At 72.7% G+C, this 16,344-nt stretch carries 12 protein-coding genes; 6 read left to right on the top strand and 6 right to left on the bottom strand.

Features of this window, described 5'->3' with window-relative positions; translation table 11 throughout:
- Positions 1-29: 29 nt before the first annotated feature.
- A complete protein-coding gene (locus tag ACH4K4_RS01060; RefSeq protein WP_398163871.1) occupies positions 30-152 on the bottom strand; it encodes a hypothetical protein in 123 nt (40 codons plus the stop codon).
- On the opposite strand from ACH4K4_RS01060, the gene ACH4K4_RS01055 reads away from it, so the two are divergent.
- On the top strand, positions 151-885 hold the full coding sequence (locus ACH4K4_RS01055; RefSeq protein ID WP_398163870.1) for a L,D-transpeptidase family protein: 735 nt from the start codon (positions 151-153) through the stop codon (positions 883-885). The two genes, ACH4K4_RS01060 and ACH4K4_RS01055, sit on opposite strands and share 2 nt — an antisense overlap.
- Positions 886-949: 64 nt before the next feature.
- On the opposite strand, the gene ACH4K4_RS01050 is transcribed toward ACH4K4_RS01055, so the two are convergent.
- Positions 950-2,431, bottom strand: a complete 1,482-nt coding sequence (locus ACH4K4_RS01050; RefSeq protein ID WP_398163869.1) for a Gfo/Idh/MocA family protein — start codon at positions 2,429-2,431, stop codon at positions 950-952.
- Between the two features lie 398 nt (positions 2,432-2,829).
- On the opposite strand from ACH4K4_RS01050, the gene ACH4K4_RS01045 reads away from it, so the two are divergent.
- Complete coding sequence (locus ACH4K4_RS01045; RefSeq protein ID WP_398163868.1) at positions 2,830-4,200, top strand: alpha-amylase family protein; 1,371 nt, start codon at positions 2,830-2,832, stop codon at positions 4,198-4,200.
- Positions 4,201-4,227: 27 nt separating this feature from the next.
- On the opposite strand, the gene ACH4K4_RS01040 is transcribed toward ACH4K4_RS01045, so the two are convergent.
- On the bottom strand, positions 4,228-7,185 hold the full coding sequence (locus ACH4K4_RS01040; RefSeq protein ID WP_398163867.1) for an FAD-binding and (Fe-S)-binding domain-containing protein: 2,958 nt from the start codon (positions 7,183-7,185) through the stop codon (positions 4,228-4,230).
- A gap of 64 nt (positions 7,186-7,249) precedes the next feature.
- Entirely contained in the window at positions 7,250-7,711 is a 462-nt protein-coding gene (locus ACH4K4_RS01035; protein WP_398163866.1) for a MarR family winged helix-turn-helix transcriptional regulator, read from the bottom strand.
- A gap of 93 nt (positions 7,712-7,804) precedes the next feature.
- Between ACH4K4_RS01035 and ACH4K4_RS01030 the strand changes: the two genes are divergently transcribed.
- From ACH4K4_RS01030 to ACH4K4_RS01020, 3 genes are all read left to right on the top strand, one after another.
- The gene (locus ACH4K4_RS01030; RefSeq protein ID WP_398163865.1) at positions 7,805-9,661 is read left to right on the top strand and encodes an ABC transporter ATP-binding protein; all 1,857 of its coding nucleotides are present in this window, start codon (positions 7,805-7,807) and stop codon (positions 9,659-9,661) included.
- Between the two features lie 83 nt (positions 9,662-9,744).
- A complete protein-coding gene (locus ACH4K4_RS01025; protein ID WP_398164491.1) occupies positions 9,745-10,101 on the top strand; it encodes a hypothetical protein in 357 nt (118 codons plus the stop codon).
- A gap of 45 nt (positions 10,102-10,146) precedes the next feature.
- Complete coding sequence (locus tag ACH4K4_RS01020) at positions 10,147-10,569, top strand: ASCH domain-containing protein (RefSeq protein WP_398163864.1); 423 nt, start codon at positions 10,147-10,149, stop codon at positions 10,567-10,569.
- Between the two features lie 18 nt (positions 10,570-10,587).
- On the opposite strand, the gene ACH4K4_RS01015 is transcribed toward ACH4K4_RS01020, so the two are convergent.
- Positions 10,588-11,763, bottom strand: coding sequence for an SGNH/GDSL hydrolase family protein (locus ACH4K4_RS01015; RefSeq protein ID WP_398163863.1), 1,176 nt, complete (start codon positions 11,761-11,763; stop codon positions 10,588-10,590).
- A gap of 316 nt (positions 11,764-12,079) precedes the next feature.
- Here ACH4K4_RS01015 and ACH4K4_RS01010 point away from each other — a divergent pair, with 316 nt between their 5' ends.
- On the top strand, positions 12,080-13,093 hold the full coding sequence (locus tag ACH4K4_RS01010; protein ID WP_398163862.1) for a hypothetical protein: 1,014 nt from the start codon (positions 12,080-12,082) through the stop codon (positions 13,091-13,093).
- A gap of 54 nt (positions 13,094-13,147) precedes the next feature.
- Here the strand turns inward: ACH4K4_RS01010 and ACH4K4_RS01005 are convergent, their stop codons facing one another.
- A complete protein-coding gene (locus tag ACH4K4_RS01005) occupies positions 13,148-16,342 on the bottom strand; it encodes a glycoside hydrolase family 2 TIM barrel-domain containing protein (protein ID WP_398163861.1) in 3,195 nt (1,064 codons plus the stop codon).
- Positions 16,343-16,344 lie beyond the last annotated feature (2 nt).

Genomic DNA, 16,344 nt, shown 5'->3' with positions numbered 1-16,344 from the left:
GGAAGACTGGCGCGTCAAGGCGCCCCGGTTCAACCGGTTTTCCGCGCGACCGCGCACAACGCGTCGCGGGCGCCCCGCCCGTACGCGCCGCGAGCGCCCTCCTTGTACGCGCCGCGGGCGCCCTGCTCGTACGCGCCGCGTGGTGCGACCATGGGAGTCATGCGAACAGCGGGCTGCATGGTACGGAGGGCGGCGCTCGCCGCGGTGGGGCTGACCCTGCTGGCGGGCTGCGGTGGAAACGGCGGAGCGGCACGGGACGAAGGAAAGGGTGGCGGCCGGACCGCGGGCGCGCCGGCCGGGTACACGAAGACCGTGCCGGGCGTGGGCGCACAGCTGCGGGCACGCATCCCGGGCGGAACGCGGCAGGTGGTCGCCGTGTACGGAAAGGGCGCCGACTCCCCGGACGCCACGATGGTGCTGTACACGAAGGCGGCCAAGGGGTGGCAGCGTACGGCGAGTTGGCCGGCGCACAACGGCAGGAAGGGCTGGACCACCGACCACCACGAGAACGACCTGCGCAGCCCGGTCGGCGTCTACGGTCTTTCCGACGCGGGCGGGGTGCTGCCCGACCCGGGCGCGAAGCTGCCGTACACCCACTCCACGGCCTTCACCCCGCCCCCGTACTGGGACAAGCGCACCCGGCACGACTTCGATCACGTCATCGCGGTGGACTACAACCGCGTCAAGGGAACCTCGCCCCTGGACCCGACCCGGCCGCAGGGACAGGCCAAGGGCGGCGGCATCTGGCTCCACCTGGACCACGGCAGCGGCACGTCCGGCTGCGTGAGCATCTCGAAGGCGGGCATGGTGTCGCTGCTGCGCACGCTCGACCCGAAGCAGCATCCCGTCGTGGTCATGGGCGACGCCGCGCATCTGGCCGCCTGAACCGGCACCGCCACCGGAAGGCGGGGGCCGGGCGCGGTTCGGTGTCCGCCCGGCCCCCGCCCGGTCACGCCCGCGGCTTGGGGGAGTCCACGCCCTGCCGCGGCTTGTGCCACAGGCCGCGGGTGAAGTCCGGGATGCGCTGCGGCGTGCCGTTCGCCTTGATGGAAGCGTCGCTCAGCGGTACCGGCGCGCTCCAGGTCGCTCCGTCGTAGACGTCGAAGTCCGGTACGAGCCCGAGGTGGAAGCACTGCACGAGACGGAACAGCATGATGTAGTCCATGCCGCCGTGCCCGCCGGGCGGGTTGGCGTGCTCCTTCCACAGCCAGTGGTCCCACTCCGCGTACTTGCCGAAGTCGCCCCACTGGTCGTCGGTGTGGTCGGGCTCGATGTAGATCCGCTCCGGGTAGTCCTCGAAGACGCCCTTGGTGCCGCCGAGGCTGTTGATGCGGCTGTAGGGGTGCGGCGTGGAGACGTCGTGCTCCAGCCGCAGCACCCTGCCCTTGGCGGTCTGGACGAGGCTGAAGGTGCGGTCGCTCTCGATGTACGACTCCTTCCAGCTCGGGTCGCCCGGCGGCATGTGCGCCTCGCGGTACTCGGCGAGCCCGAGGGCGGGGGTGCCGAAGCTGGATATGCGCACTGCCCGGTCGCCGCGGTTGACGTCCATGTAGTTGGCGATCGGCCCGAAGCCGTGGTTCGGGTAGAGGTCGCCGCGCAGCCGGGTGTGCCACAGCCGCCGCCAGGGGCCCTCGTAATACGTCGGGTCGAACATCAGCTGGCGCAGATCGTGGTTGTAAGCGCCCGCGGCGTGCAACAGCTTGCCGAAGCGGCCCCCGTGCGCCATTCGCAGGACGCGCATCTCGTTGCGTCCGTAACAGCAGTTCTCCAGCTGCATGCAGTGGCGGCGCATGCGCTCGGAGAGGTCGACCAGCTCCCAGAGCTGGTCGATGCGCAGGGAGAGGGGGCACTCCACGCCCGTGTGCTTGCCGTTGAGCAGTGCAGACTTCGCCATGTCGAAGTGCCAGTCCCACGGCGTGGCGATATACACGAAGTCGAGGTCGCCGCGCTTGCACAGGTTCTCGAAGTCGTGGTCGCCCTTGGTGTAGACGGCCGGCGCGGGCTGCCCGGCGGCGGTGACCAGCTGGGCCGCCTGGGCCGCCTTCTCCTTGACCGGGTCACACAGCGCCACGACCCGGACGCCCGGGATGGCGAGGTAGAGGGGGAGCATGCCCATGCCGCGGTTGCCCAGGCCGATGATGCCGATCCGCAGCGTGCTCCGCTTCTCGAACGGTACACCGATCATGGTCTTGTACTTGCGCCTCGGTTCCGCTGCCGCCGCTTCGGCGGCTGCCGCGGCCGCTGCCGCCGACCCCTGGCGCGAGCCGGCTGCCGCGGCGCTGCCCGCGCCCAGTCCGCCCATTCCCAGCCCGGCACCCGCCGCTCCGGCGCTCCACAGAACGGAGCGCCTGCTCGGTCCCGTCTCGTCGGGTCTGGCGCGGTGGTCGTCGTTCTCGTGGGGCTCATGGTGCTGCGATGGTGCCTCGTTCATCGGTCCTCCATAGGAACGGATGGTGCGTGGCGGAAGCGTGAACCTCGCTGAGGACCTTGACGGTTGTGCGGCATGAGGCACAAGAGGGCCGCTCGGACTGATTCTTCGTCCGGGCCCGGTCGCCTGCCCTGTGGGCTCCTGAGGGGCTTGCCCTGCAAGGGCCTTGGTCATCCGCCCCGTATGGAACGGCGGTGGTGGAAAGTTTCTTGCGCAAGCGATTGGAATTTCTTACGGAACCTCTTGACGCGTCAACCGGCGGAAGGGCAGGCTCCGTCGCGACATCCGACACCCCCCACGGCAGCCCCGCATGCGGCTGCCCGCGCGGACACCGCCCCGCGGCCCCCCCCCACGCCCGAATGTCGCGGCCGGTCGTCTCCGCCTGTCGAAGGAGCCGCAGTATGCAGCGTCGTTCCCGTCTGCTCGGCGGAGCGCTGGCCGGAGTGCTGGCCGCCGCCGGCCTTGCCACGTACGCCCCCTGGACCTCGCAGGCGTCCCCGCCGGGCGTCAAGTCCGTCACGGCCACCCTCTTCGAGCGGCCGTTCGCGCAGGTCGCCAAGGCCTGCACCGAGCAGCTCGGCCCGGCCGGGTACGGCTACGTCGAGGTGTCGCCCGCCACCGAGCACATAGCGGGCGGGCAGTGGTGGACGTCGTACCAGCCCGTCGGTTACCGGATCGCCGGCCGGCTGGGCGACCGTACGGCCTTCGAGAACATGGTGGGCGCGTGCCACTCGGCGGGCGTCAAGGTGATCGCCGACGTGGTCGTGAACCACATGGCGGCCGGGTCCGGTACGGGCACCGGCGGCACCTCGTACACCAAGTACGACTATCCCGGCCTCTACCGCGACCAGGACTTCCACACCTGCCGCAAGGACATCGCCGACTACACCGACCGCGGTGACGTGCAGAACTGCGAACTCGTCGGCCTGGCCGACCTCGACACCGGCAGCGACCGCGTACGGACCGCGATCGCCGGGTACCTGGACGGCCTGCGGTCACTGGGCGTGGACGGCTTCCGTGTGGACGCCGCCAAGCACATGGCCGCCGGCGATCTGGCGGCCGTCAAGGGCAAGATGAAGGCCCCCGGCTTCTGGGTGCAGGAGGTGGTGTACGGCGAGGGCGAGGCGGTGCGGCCGGAGGAGTACACCGCCACCGGGGACGTCGACGAGTTCCGCTACGGCACGCACCTCAAGGCCGCGTTCCAGAGCGGGAACCTCGCGCAGCTGAAGTCCGTGGCCGACGGGAAGCTGAGCGGCGACCGGGCCCGTACGTTCGTCGACAACTGGGACACCGAGCGCAACGGTTCGACGCTCACCTACAAGGACGGCGCCGCCTACCTCCTCGCCAACGTCTTCATGCTCGCCTCCCCATACGGAGCGCCGAACGTCCACTCCGGGTACGCGTGGACCGACAAGGACGCGGGCCCGCCCGCCGGCGCCGACGGCTGGACCGGCATCCACGCCAAGCGCGAGATCACCGGCATGGTCGGGTTCCGCAACGCGGTGGGCTCCGCCGGGATCACCGACTGGTGGGACAACGGCGGTGACGCGATCGCGTTCGGGCGCGACGGGAAGGGCTTCGTCGCCCTCAACAACGGCGGCGGCGCGCTGGACCGTACGTTCGCCACGTCGCTGCCCGCCGGCACCTACTGCGACGTCGTCCGGGCCGCGCCCGGGGCGTGCGACGGGCACACGGTCACCGTCGGGGACGACGGGACGGCACGGATCCCGGTACCGGCGAAGAGCGCGGTGGCGCTGCACGTACAGGACTGAGGCGCCGGGTGGCCCCCGCCCCCGCCCTCACCCCGTCGGCCGCGTCGCCCGCTCCAGGGCGAGCAGGGCCGAGTGGTAGCCCCGGCCGCCGGTCGCGTGGTCCATGCCCACCTCGCACATCCGGTTCGCCGACAGGTGCGCGTCGAACCGCCGGGAGGCCACCTCCGCCGCCTCCTTGGCGGTCGCCGCCTCCGTCAGTTCCCTGTGCAGCATGCCGCGGTCGCCCGCGAAGGCGCAGCAGCCCGCGTCGTCCGGGACGACCACCTCCTCCGCACACGCCTCGGCGACCGCGCGCAGCTGCGCCTCGTCGCCCAGATGGCGCATGGAGCAGGTCGGGTGGAGCACCGCGGAGCCGACCGTCCGCAGGATCTCCAGGTGCGGCAGCAGTTCCTCGGCCGCCCAGACGACGGAGTCGACGACGGTCAGTTCATCGTGCAGTTCCCTGTTGTCCTCGGTGAGGTACGGCACGACCTCGTGGGCGATGCCGAGCGTGCACGAGGAGGCGTCCACGACCAGCGGCAGCCGTCCGCCCGCGGTCCAGCCCCAAGCGGCCTCGACGATGCGGTTGGCCATCACCGCGTTGCCTTCGTCGTAGCCCTTGGAGTGCCAGATGGTGGCGCAGCAGGTGCCGGTCACGTCGGACGGGATCCACACCGGCTTGCCCGCGCGCGCCGACACCGCCACGACGGCCTCGGGCAGGGAAGGCCCGTCGAAGCCGTCCGGTTCCCCGAAGATGCGGTTCACGCAGGCCGGGTAGTAGACGGCGACGGCGCCCACCCGCCGGGTGGCGGGCAGCCGGCGGGCCGCGGCGCCGGGGATCTGCGGCAGCCATTCCGGTACGAGATCGGGCCGTACCGCCTTGCGCGCCGCGCCCGTCAGGGACTTCAGCAGCCGGTCGGCGCGCCCCTCGCCGATCCGGTCGCCGATCTGTGCGGCGGCGGCCACCGCCAGCCGCGCCGACCGTTCGACCACCTTGAAGTGCCGGGCGGTCAGTGCCGCCGCGCGTTCCTCCTTGGGGGAGTGGCGCCGGTGCCGGAAGTCCTTCATCATCGCGCCGGTGTCGATGCCGACGGGACAGGCCAGCTTGCAGGTCGAGTCGCCCGCGCAGGTGTCCACCGCGTCGTACCCGTACGCGTCCAGCAGGGCGCCCGTGACGGGAGACACCGGCGTCTGGCGCATCATCTCGCGGCGCAGCACGATGCGCTGGCGCGGCGTCGTGGTCAGGTCCTGGCTGGGGCAGGTCGGTTCGCAGAAGCCGCACTCGATGCACGGGTCGGCGACCGCCTCGACCCGCGGGATGGTCTTCAGGCCGCGCAGATGGGCCTTCGGGTCGCGGTCGAGCAGGACGCGCGGGGCCAGGATGCCGTGCGGGTCCACGGTCTTCTTGACGCGCCACATCAACTCCGTGGCGCGCGGGCCCCATTCCCGTTCCAGGAACGGCGCGATGTTGCGGCCGGTGGCGTGCTCGGCCTTCAGCGACCCGTCGAAGCGCTCGACGGTCAGGGTGCAGAACTCGTCCATGAAGGCGGCGTAGCGCTCCACGTCGGCGGGCCGCGCGGCGTCGAAGGCGAGCAGGAAGTGCAGGTTGCCGTGGGCGGCGTGGCCCGCTACCGCCGCGTCGAAGCCGTGCCGGGCCTGGAGTTCCAGCAGTGCCGCACAGGCCTCGGCGAGCCGGGACGGCGGTACGGCGAAGTCCTCGGTGATCAGCGTCGTACCGGAAGGGCGGGAGCCGCCGACCGCCGTGACGAACGCCTTGCGCGCCTTCCAGTACCCGGCGATGACCCCGGCGTCACGGGTGAACTCGTTGGTGACGGACGCGACCGGGGTGACCAGGTCCAGTCCGGCCAGCACCTCGCGCGCGGCCTCCTCCTGGGCTTCTTGCGCCGCGTCGTCCGGCGCGCGGAACTCGACCAGCAGCGCGGCGGTCGCCTTCGGCAGCTCCGCCCAGTCGGCCGGCACTCCGGACACGCGCACCGACGCGCGCAGCGTGTTGCCGTCCATCAGTTCCACGGCGATCGCGCCGGCCTCGTTGAACAGGGGCACGGCGGCAGCGGCGGCGCTCAGCGTCGGGAAGAACAGCAGGGCCGACGAGGTGCAGCGGTTCCGGGGCAGCGTCTCGAAGACGGTCTCCGCGATGAAGCCGAGGGTGCCCTCGGAGCCCACCGCCAGCCCGCGCAGGATCCCGGCGGGGGTGGAGGCGTCCAGGAAGGCGTCCAGGCGGTAGCCGTTGGTGTTCTTGATCTGGTACTTGGCGCGGATCCTGGCCACCAGCTCCGGGTCCGCCTCGATCTCCGCCTTCAGCTCCATCAGGCCCCGGCACAGGGCGGGCTCGGCGTGCGCCAGTTCCTCGTCCGCCGCCGGGTCGCCGGTGTCCACGATCGTCCCGGAGGGCAGCACGAGTGTGACCGAGGCGAGCGTCCGGTAGGAGTTGCGGGTGGTGCCGGCCGTCATGCCGGAGGCGTTGTTGGCGACCACGCCGCCGAGCGTGCAGGCGATGGCGCTGGCCGGGTCGGGGCCGAGCAGCCTGCCGTGGCGGGCGAGCGCGGCGTTGGCCCGTACGACGGTGGTGCCGGGCCGGATACGGGCGCGGGCGCCGCCGTCCAGCACCTCGACGCCCGCCCAGTGCCGGCGCACGTCCACGAGGATGTCCTCGCCCTGCGCCTGCCCGTTGAGCGAGGTGCCGGCGGCCCGGAAGACGACGTTGCGGCCCTTGCCGTGCGCGTAGGAGAAGACCGCGGAGATGTCGTCGACGTCCTCGGCGAGCACGACGACCTGCGGGACGAAGCGGTACGGGCTCGCGTCGGAGGCGTACCGGACCAGGTCGGAGATCCCGTGCAGCACCTTGTCAGGGCCCAGCAGCGCGGTCAGGTCGTCGCGCAGCCGCTCCGGCGTGCCGGACGCCCGCCCGTCGGCCACCCGGTCGTGGTACGGGCCTTCGGTGGCGGCCGGCCGCAGGGTCCCGGGCTTCGGCTCCAGCAGGGGCATGACGTTCTACCTCCGGTCTGCTCGGGCCCGCTCCGGCCTCCGGAGCGGCCACCGGGCCAGTGTTTCAGCAGCGCGCCGCCGCCCCGTCGACCAGGGTGGACAACAGGCCGCCGAGGACGTCCCGCTGTTCGGCGGTCAGTGGCGCCAGGATGTCCTGTGCGGCGGCCCGGCGCGCGCCGCGCAACGCGCGCAGCGTCGAACGGCCGGTGCCGGTCAGCTCGATCCGTATGACGCGGCGGTTGGCGGGGTCGGGCACCCGGCGGACCGTGTCCTTCGCCTCCAGCGCGTCGACCAGCGTCGTCACGGCCCGCGGTACGACTTCCAGGCGCGCGGCCAGGTCGGCCATGCGGGGCGGCGCGTCGCCGGGGTAGTGGTCCACGATGCGCAGCAGCCGCAGCTGTGCGGGGGTCAGCGCGATGTCGAGCGTTTCCAGGTGCTGTTTCTGCGCGCGGTGCATCCGGCGGGTGAGCCGTACCAGTTGCTCCGCCAGGTCGTGGTCCGCGGTGGCCGGGTCGGGGGAGGGCATGGCCGGAGGGTATCAGGATCAAGTTCATTGTGAGTATAGGTAACTATTGGCTATGCTCGGCTGCCCCAACCTCCCTGCCCCCCGAAGGAGCCCATGCGCCCCGACGAACCCCAGTGGACCCCGCCGCCCAAGGACCCGGCCCAGCCGGCCCAGGTGCGGCGCATCCTCGCGCTGTTCAAGCCCTACCGCGGCCGGCTGGTCACGGTGGGCCTGCTGGTGGCCGCCTCCTCCCTGGTCTCGGTCGCCTCCCCCTTCCTGCTGCGCGCCGTCCTCGACGTGGCCATCCCCCAGGGCCGTACCGGCCTGCTGACCCTGCTCGCCGCCGGCATGATCGTCACCGCCGTGCTGACCAGCGTCTTCGGCGTCCTGCAGACCCTGATCTCGACCACCGTCGGCCAGCGCGTCATGCACGACCTGCGCACCGCCGTCTACGCCAAGCTCCAGCGCATGCCGCTGGCGTTCTTCACCCGCACCCGCACCGGTGAGGTGCAGTCCCGCATCGCCAACGACATCGGCGGCATGCAGGCCACCGTCACCTCCACCGCCACCTCCCTGGTCTCCAACCTGACCTCCGTGGTCGCCACCGTCGTCGCCATGCTCGCCCTCGACTGGCGGCTGACCGCCATCTCACTGCTGCTGCTCCCGCTCTTCGTCTGGATCAGCCGCCGGGTCGGCAACGAACGCAAGAAGATCACCACCGAGCGGCAGAAGCAGATGGCCGCGATGTCCGCGATGGTCACCGAATCGCTGTCGGTCAGCGGCATCCTGCTCGGCCGCACGATGGGCCGCGCCGACTCCCTCACCACGAACTTCGCCGCCGAGTCCGAGCGGCTGGTCGGCCTGGAGGTCCGCGCCAACATGGCCGGCCGCTGGCGGATGGCCACCATCGGCATCGTCATGGCCGCCATGCCCGCCGTCATCTACTGGTCGGCCGGCCTGGTCCTCCGGATGGGCGGCCCGGCCTTCTCCATCGGCACCCTCGTCGCCTTCGTCACGCTCCAGCAGGGCCTGCTGCGCCCCACCGTCTCGCTGCTGTCCACCGGCGTGCAGATGCAGACCTCCATCGCGCTCTTCCAGCGCATCTTCGAATACCTCGACCTGCCGGTGACCATCACCGAACCGGACCGCCCGGTACGCCTGGCCGCACCGCGCGGCGAGATCCGCTTCGAGCACGTGACGTTCGCCTACGACACCTCCGAGCGCGGCCCCGGCGCCGGACCGTCCCCGGCCACCCTGCGCGACATCGACCTGACCGTCCCGGCCGGCAGCAGCCTGGCCGTCGTCGGCCCGACCGGCAGCGGCAAGAGCACCCTGAGCTACCTGGTGCCGCGCCTGTACGACGTGACGGCGGGCCGGGTCACCCTGGACGGCACCGACGTACGCGACCTGGACTTCGACACCCTCGCCCGCGCGGTCGGCGTGGTCTCCCAGGAGACGTACCTCTTCCACGCCTCAGTCGCCGACAACCTCCGCTTCGCCAAGCCCGACGCGAGCGACGAGGAGATGGAGCGCGCCGCCCGCGCCGCGCAGATCCACGACCACATCGCGGCCCTGCCGGACGGCTACGACACCCTCGTCGGCGAACGCGGCCACCGCTTCTCCGGCGGCGAGAAACAGCGGCTGGCCATCGCCCGCACCATCCTGCGCGACCCGCCCGTCCTCGTCCTCGACGAGGCCACCAGCGCCCTGGACACCCGCACGGAACACGCGGTGCAGCAGGCCATCGACGCCCTCGCCAAGGGCCGTACGACGATCACCATCGCGCACCGCCTGTCCACGGTCAGGGACGCCGACCAGATCGTCGTCCTCGACGCGGGACGGATCGCCGAACGCGGCACCCACGACGAACTCCTCGCCGCCGACGGGCGGTACGCGGCCCTGGTACGGCGTGACGCACACCTCGTACCCGGCGGTGGTCGGGCCCTGTCCGCCGACCTGACCCGCCGGTAAGGTCGGCACCGACCGCACCGGACCGATCTCGGGAGCGCCCCGTGGCAGCCGCCGACCGAACCGCCGACCGTTCCGCCCTGCTGATGGCCCGGATGCTCGGCGGTACGGGGGCGCTCCACTTCCTGGCCCCCAAGCCGTTCGACGCGATCGTGCCCCGGGCACTGCCCGGCTCCCCGCGCATCTGGACGTACCTCAGCGGCGCCGCGGAACTCGCGGTGGCAGCCGCGGTCGCCCTGCCGCGCACCCGCCGGGCCGGCGCGCTGGCCGCCGCGGGCCTGTTCGCCGCCGTCTTCCCCGCCAACGTCAAGATGGCCCGCGACTGGCGGCACCGCTCCGCGCCCCTCAAGGCCGTCGCCTACGGCCGGCTGCCGCTCCAGGCACCCATGGTGGCCTGGGCACTGCACACGGCACGTGCCGCCGGGCGGGACGACCGCCCCTGAAAACGCGCGGGCGTGCCGCGCCGTGGCCCTTCTAGAGTGGGCCGTATGCCTGCCCACGAATCCTTGCCACCCTTCGAGTTCGCCTATCCGGGACCGCTGCGCGACCGGCTCGTCGCCGCCGTGCTGTCCGGGGCCAAGACCACCACGACGGGCCTGGTGGCGGACTACGAGCACGCGGGCGACCCGCTGCCGCGCGCCGGTGACCGCTACCGGGTGCCCGGCTCCGACGGCCGCTCCGTCGCCGTCATCGAGGTGACGGACGTACGCGTGCTGCGCCTGGCCGACGTGGACCTGCGGCACGCCGTGGACGAGGGCGAGGGCCACGGGACGGTCGCCGGCTGGCGGGCCGACCACGACGGTTTCTGGCACGGGCCAAAGATGCGCGAGGCGCTCGGAGACCCGGCGTTCACGGTCGGCGACGACACGATGGTCGTGGCCGAACGCTTCCGGATCGTCGAGCGCCTGTAGGCGGCGCGCCGCGGCCGCTCAGAGGGCCGACAGGTCGACCGCCGCGGCCATCGCCCGGTACCCGGCGTCGCCCGGGTGCTTGCGGTCGCCGCTGTCGTACGCCGGGAGCAGCGCGTCGGGGTCGGCGGGATCGGCCAGCGCCGCCGCGAAGTCGGCGACCGCGTCGAACGCGCCGGAGGTGCGGATCCAGGCGTTGATCTCCTGGCGCTTGGCCTCGGAAGCCGGCGTGTGGTATTCGGCGCCCCGGAACGGCAGGATCGTGCCGCCGACGACCCGCACCCCCGCCGCGTGCGCCCGCTCGACCAGCTCGCGGTAGCCGTCGACGACCTGCGCGGCGGACAGCCGCGGGTTGGGCCGGTACGTCGGGAACGCGGCCTCGTCCGCCTCGCTGAAGCCGATGTCGTTGAGGCCGACGAGCACGATCACGGTCCGTACCCCGGGCTTGTCCAGGACGTCGCGTGCGAAGCGCGCGCCGGCCCGTTCACCGAACCAGTCCGAGTCGTTGAGCAGCAGGTTTCCGCCGATCCCGGCGTTGAGGACCGGGCGCGCCAGGCCCGCTTCGGCCAGCCGCCCGGCGAGCGCGTCCGGGTAGCGGCGGTCGGTGCCGGGCGTCGAGGCGAAGCCGTCGGTGATCGAGTCGCCGAACGCCACCACGGTGTCCCGCCGGGCCGGGCCGCCCGCCAGCTCGACGTCGGCGAGGAAGTACCAGGACAGCGACGTCTCGGTGAAGACCGCCGGGTCGGCGGCGGCGAGCTGGTCGCCCGCGGCGCGGTAGGACGTGGTGAACGCCTGGGCGTGGAAGGTGGCGGGCCCGGTCGGCCGCGCGAAGTACAGGCTCACCGTCAGCCGGTCGAAGGGCGCCACGTCCACCTCGGCCGCGTCGCTGTAGACCTCGCCGCCCGCCGGTATCCGTACCGAGTCGGCGCCCCCGAAGGTCAGCCGGCGCGTGGTCCCCTCCCGCACGGCCGCGCCCCGGTCCGTGCGGGCGAGCGTGGCGCCGGAGACCGCCAGCTCGCCGGTGCCGAAGCGGTTGGAGAGTCTGACGCGGGCCGTGGTGCCGGAGCCGGTGACCCGTACGACCTGACGTACCGTCTGGTCCGCGAAGCCCTCCTCGGCCCAGTTCTTGTCGAACCCGGTGCTCGGGCGCTGCACGGCGGTGCTCCAGCCGGCGTTCCACACGGTGTCGTTGCTCATGTCGGCCACTCGTTTCTCTCGTCGGTGCGGTGATCACGAGTCTGCCGAGCGTGCGCGTGGCCACCCAGCCCCTCGGGCTGCGTACGCACCGGCTGCCTACCAACGCGGGGGTCACCCTGCGGCCGAAGGCGGGAGCCGGGGGTGGCGAGCGGGTGAGAGGCGCGGTGCCGCCCGCCCGGTCGGAGTTGGCGCAATCTTGATCGTGATAGGGCAGACAGCGTGCCGAGTGGAGTTTCATCCGGTCGCACCCGGCAAGGCGCACGGCACAACGTCCCCACCGGCCGGCACGCACCCCCTACGCACTCACGGAGACGACGTGGTCGACAGCGCACCCGACGGCACGCCCGGCGCGGGCGGCCGCCCACCGCGCGAGCTGGGCCGCCGCGGCGCCCTGGCCGCCACCGCCGCGGCCGGCCTCGGCCTCCTCGCCGCCTGCGGCGGCACCGCGGACAGCGACGCCTCACCGCCCGGCGCCCCGCGGCCCCGGACCCCGGGAGCCGGGAGCGGCCCTTCGGCCAGGCCGGCCAGGAAGCGCCCCCAGCTCCCGCGGGGCGGCCGGGAACTGTTCCCCCGTCACCAGCTCGTGGGCTTCTGCGGCCTGCCCGGGTCCCCGGTCCTCGGCCGGCTCGGCAAAGGCGACCTGGACGAGCGCGCCCGGGAGATCGAGAAGCTCGCCCACACCTACGCCGCCGACCGCGAACCGCTGCCCGTCCTGGAACTGCTGGCGACGGTCGCCAACGCCGAGGCGGGCGACGACGGCACCTACCGCTCCCGCACCCCCGCCGGCACCGTCCGCCGCTTCCACGAGGCGGCACGCAAGCACCGCGCCCTGCTGCTCCTGAACATCCAGCCGGGGCGCGCCTCCGCGCTGGGCGAGGTCAAGGCGCTGCGCGAGTGGCTGGTGCACCCGGACGTGGGACTCGCCCTGGACCCCGAGTGGGAGATGGGCCCCGGCGAGAAACCGGGCGACACCTACGGGAGCACCGACGGCCGCGAACTCACCGAGATCGCCCGCTACCTCTCCGGGCTGGTCCGCGAGCACGACCTGCCGGAGAAGCCCTTCGTCTTCCACCAGGTGGCGACCTCGGTCGTCGAGGACCAGCACGCGTTCAGGCCGCAGCCCGGCGTCGCCGCCGTCAAGTGCGCCGACGGCATCGGTTCGCCCGACCTGAAACGGGAGACCTGGGAGTACCTGGTCAAGGACCTGCCCCGCGGCATGCACACCGGCTTCAAGCTCTTCTACGACGAGGACCCCAAGGGCAGCCGCCTGATGTCGCATCAGGAGGTCCTCGCCCTGCGGCCGCGGCCCGAGTACGTCATGTACGAGTAGCGTGCCCCCCGTCCCGTCCCGTCCCGTCCCGTCCCGCCCGTCCCCCGCCCCGCGTCACGCGGGCCGCAGCCGGTACGCGTAGCCGTACGCCCGGTCCGCGTGCAACACGTACTCGTCCAGTGGCGGCGCGCCCCACGAGTCGTTGCCGCCGACGCCCGTCTGCCGGTGGTTGACGCCGAGGACGGTCTCCGCACGCCGCTTCAGCTCGTACGGGTGCTCGTGCCGCTCGCTCTCCAGGTCGGAGGGCGCGAAGTGCAGGGCGCTCAGCTCCAGCAGCGGCGCGCCGTCGCCCGGTTCGGCGCTGACGGCCAGCCCCGTGCCGTCGCGGCCGGTGAGCGAGGCGCTGCGCACATCGGTCACGTTGCCGGTCTGCTGGGGCCGTACGTACGGCCCCAGTTGGGCGTCGACGCTGCTGCGGTAGCGGCCGACGAAAGCCGACGTGCGCCGGTCCCAGTAGTTCTCGTGCGGCCCCCGCCCGTACCAGGCGAAGGTCTCCAGCCCGGCCGGTACGGTCAGCAGCGCGCCGACCACGGGCAGGTCGGGCAGCCCGGCGCCCGGCGTCAGTGTGTGCCGTACCCGCACCTCGCCGTCGCCGCGCACGGTGAAGACGGTGTCCCAGCGGGAGGCCGCCGGCGCGGTGGGCAGCGTGGCCGTGACCTCGACGGTCACCTCGGAGGCGGCCGTACGGGCGGCCCTGACGCTGGTCACCGTGCGCTTGGCGCCCGCCTCGCGCCAGGTGCGCAGCGAGTTCTGCGCGCCCCGTCCGATGTCGTTGTCCGTCGGCCCGCGCCAGAAGTTGGGCACCGGGCCTCCGGTGAGCAGCGCCCGGCCGCGGTGGCGGTAGGCGGACAGCGTGCCGGTGGCCTTGTCCAGGACGACTTCGAGGTCGCGCCCGCGCACCGTGACCGCGCGGTCCGACTCGGCGAGGTCGAGCGGGGGCAGTCCGGCGGCGGGGGGTTCGGCGGGTGCGGGGGCGCGCCAGGGCAGCGCGAGCTGTTCGGCGGCGACGCTGTGGCCGGCGTCCGCCCAGGAGGTGGCGTGCCGCAGTACGAAGGACAGATTCAGCCAGTACTCGGCGCCGGGCGCGGGCCGTTCGGGCCGCCGGAAAGGTATCCGCACGGTCGCGTCCTGTCCCGGCGCGGCCTCGGGTGCGGGCAGCGTGCCGTGCTGGACGCGCTCGCCGTCGCGGGTGACCTCCCAGCGCAGTGCGTAGGCGTCCAGGCCGAGGAACAGCTGCCGGTTGGTGATCCGTACCGTGCCGGCGGCGAGGTCCGCGGCGGCCATCCGGACCGCCTGGTAGACCTTCTTGACCTCGTGGATGGCCGGGTGCAGCACGCGGTCGGCGGAGACGACGCCGTTGCAGCTGAAGTTCCAGTCGGTGGGGTAGCCGGGGTGCCAATCGCCGCCGTAGGACAGATAGGTGCGCTCCGGGTCGCCGGGGACGGGCAGGCGGATGGCCTGGTCGACGAAGTCCCAGATGAAGCCGCCGTGCAGGTTGGGGTAGCGCTCGAAGACGTCCCAGTACTCCTGGAAGTTGCCCGTGCTGTTGCCCATGGAGTGCGCGTACTCGCACAGGATGAACGGCTTCGGGTCGCCGGACTTCCCGTACCGCTCCACTTCCTCCGGCGTGCTGTACATCCGGCTCTCGATGTCGGCGACGGCGTTCATGCCCTCGTAGTGCACCGGCCGGGACGGGTCGCGGCGGCGCGTCCAGTCGGACATGGCCCGGAAGGTCAGGCCGCGGCCTGCCTCGTTGCCGAGCGACCAGACCACGACGGACGGGTGGTTCTTGTCCCGTTCGACCATCGACCGCATCCGGTCCAGGCAGGCGCCGGTCCAGGCCGGCAGGCTGCCGGGCAGCCAGTCGCGCACCCCGTGCGTCTCCAGGTTGGCCTCGCCGATGACGTACAGGCCGTACTCGTCGCACAGGTCCAGCCAGCGCGGGTCGCCGGGGTAGTGGGCGGTGCGGACGGCGTTGATGTTGTGCTGCTTCATGATGCGGATGTCCTGGAGCATCCGCTCCTCGGGGACGGCCTGCCCGTGGTCGGGGTCGGTCTCGTGCCGGTTGACGCCGCGGAAGACGACGGGCCGCCCGTTGACGGTGAGCTTGCCGGGCCCGTACGCGATCGAGCGGAAGCCGGTACGGGTGCTGTGGATGTCGACGGTCCGGCCTGCGGGGTCGGTGAGGGTGAGCACGAGCGTGTAGAGGTTCGGCGCCTCGGCGGACCACAGGGCCGGGGCCCTGACGGTGGTCTTCGGCGCGACCGTGGCTTCCTGACCGCCGGTGAGGCGGACGGCGGCGGTGAGCGGCTCGGGCAGCACCGGCCGTCCCCGCCCGTCGTAGAGCTGCGCTCTCAGCCGGTGCGCGCCCGCCGCCGCCGTGCCACGGTTGCGTACGGTCGCCGACACGGTCAGCTCCGCGTCGCGGTGGGCGGCGTCCGGCGCGGCGCCCACGTGCAGGTCCTGGAGGTGTACCGGCGGGATCGAGTACAGGTACACGTCGCGGAAGATCCCGGACAGGTCGATCATGTCCTGGTCCTCCAGCCAGCTGCCGTCGGACCAGCGGTAGACCTCGACGGCCAGCACGTTCGTGCCGGGGCGCAGCCGCTCGGTGACGTCGAACTCGGCGGGCGTGTAGCTGTCCTCGCTGTAGCCGACCCGTTCGCCGTTGACCCACACGAAGAATGCCGACTTCACGCCCTGGAAGGAGAGCAGCGTACGGCGGCTGCCCCAGTCCTCCGGCACGGTGAAGGCGCGCCGGTAGGAGCCGACCGGGTTGAACCGGCGCGGCACGTGCGGCGGCAGGGGGTTCTCGTAGCCGGTCCAGGGGTATTCGACGTTGAGGTAGATCGGCTCCGGGTAGCCCTCGATCTCCCAGTTGGAGGGCACGGTGATGTGGTCCCAGGCGCTGTCGTCGTACCGCGGCGCGAAGAAGTCCCCGGGCCGCCGGTCGGGATTCTCGGCCCAGTGGAAGCGCCAGCTGCCGTTGAGCGGGCGGTAGTACGGGGACTCGGTGAACTTTCCGGTCAGGGCCGATCCGGTGTCGCCGTACGGGACGAGGCGGGCGCGGGCCGGTTCGCGGTTGACCTGGAAGACGCGCGGGGCGGCGTCCCACTCGGTGCCGCCCGCGGCCGGTACGTACCCGGCCGAGGCGGCGAAGGCTCGCTTCTGTGCGGCGAACGCGGCCCAGCCGGCCAGCGCGGCGCCGGTGGCGAGGAACGAGCGGCGGTTGATGCGGCGTACGTTCATGC

Origin of the sequence: Streptomyces sp. NPDC017529, assembly GCF_044329785.1 — a bacterium.
GTDB lineage: Bacteria > Actinomycetota > Actinomycetes > Streptomycetales > Streptomycetaceae > Streptomyces.
This window is presented reverse-complemented; position numbering and strand designations above follow the sequence as displayed.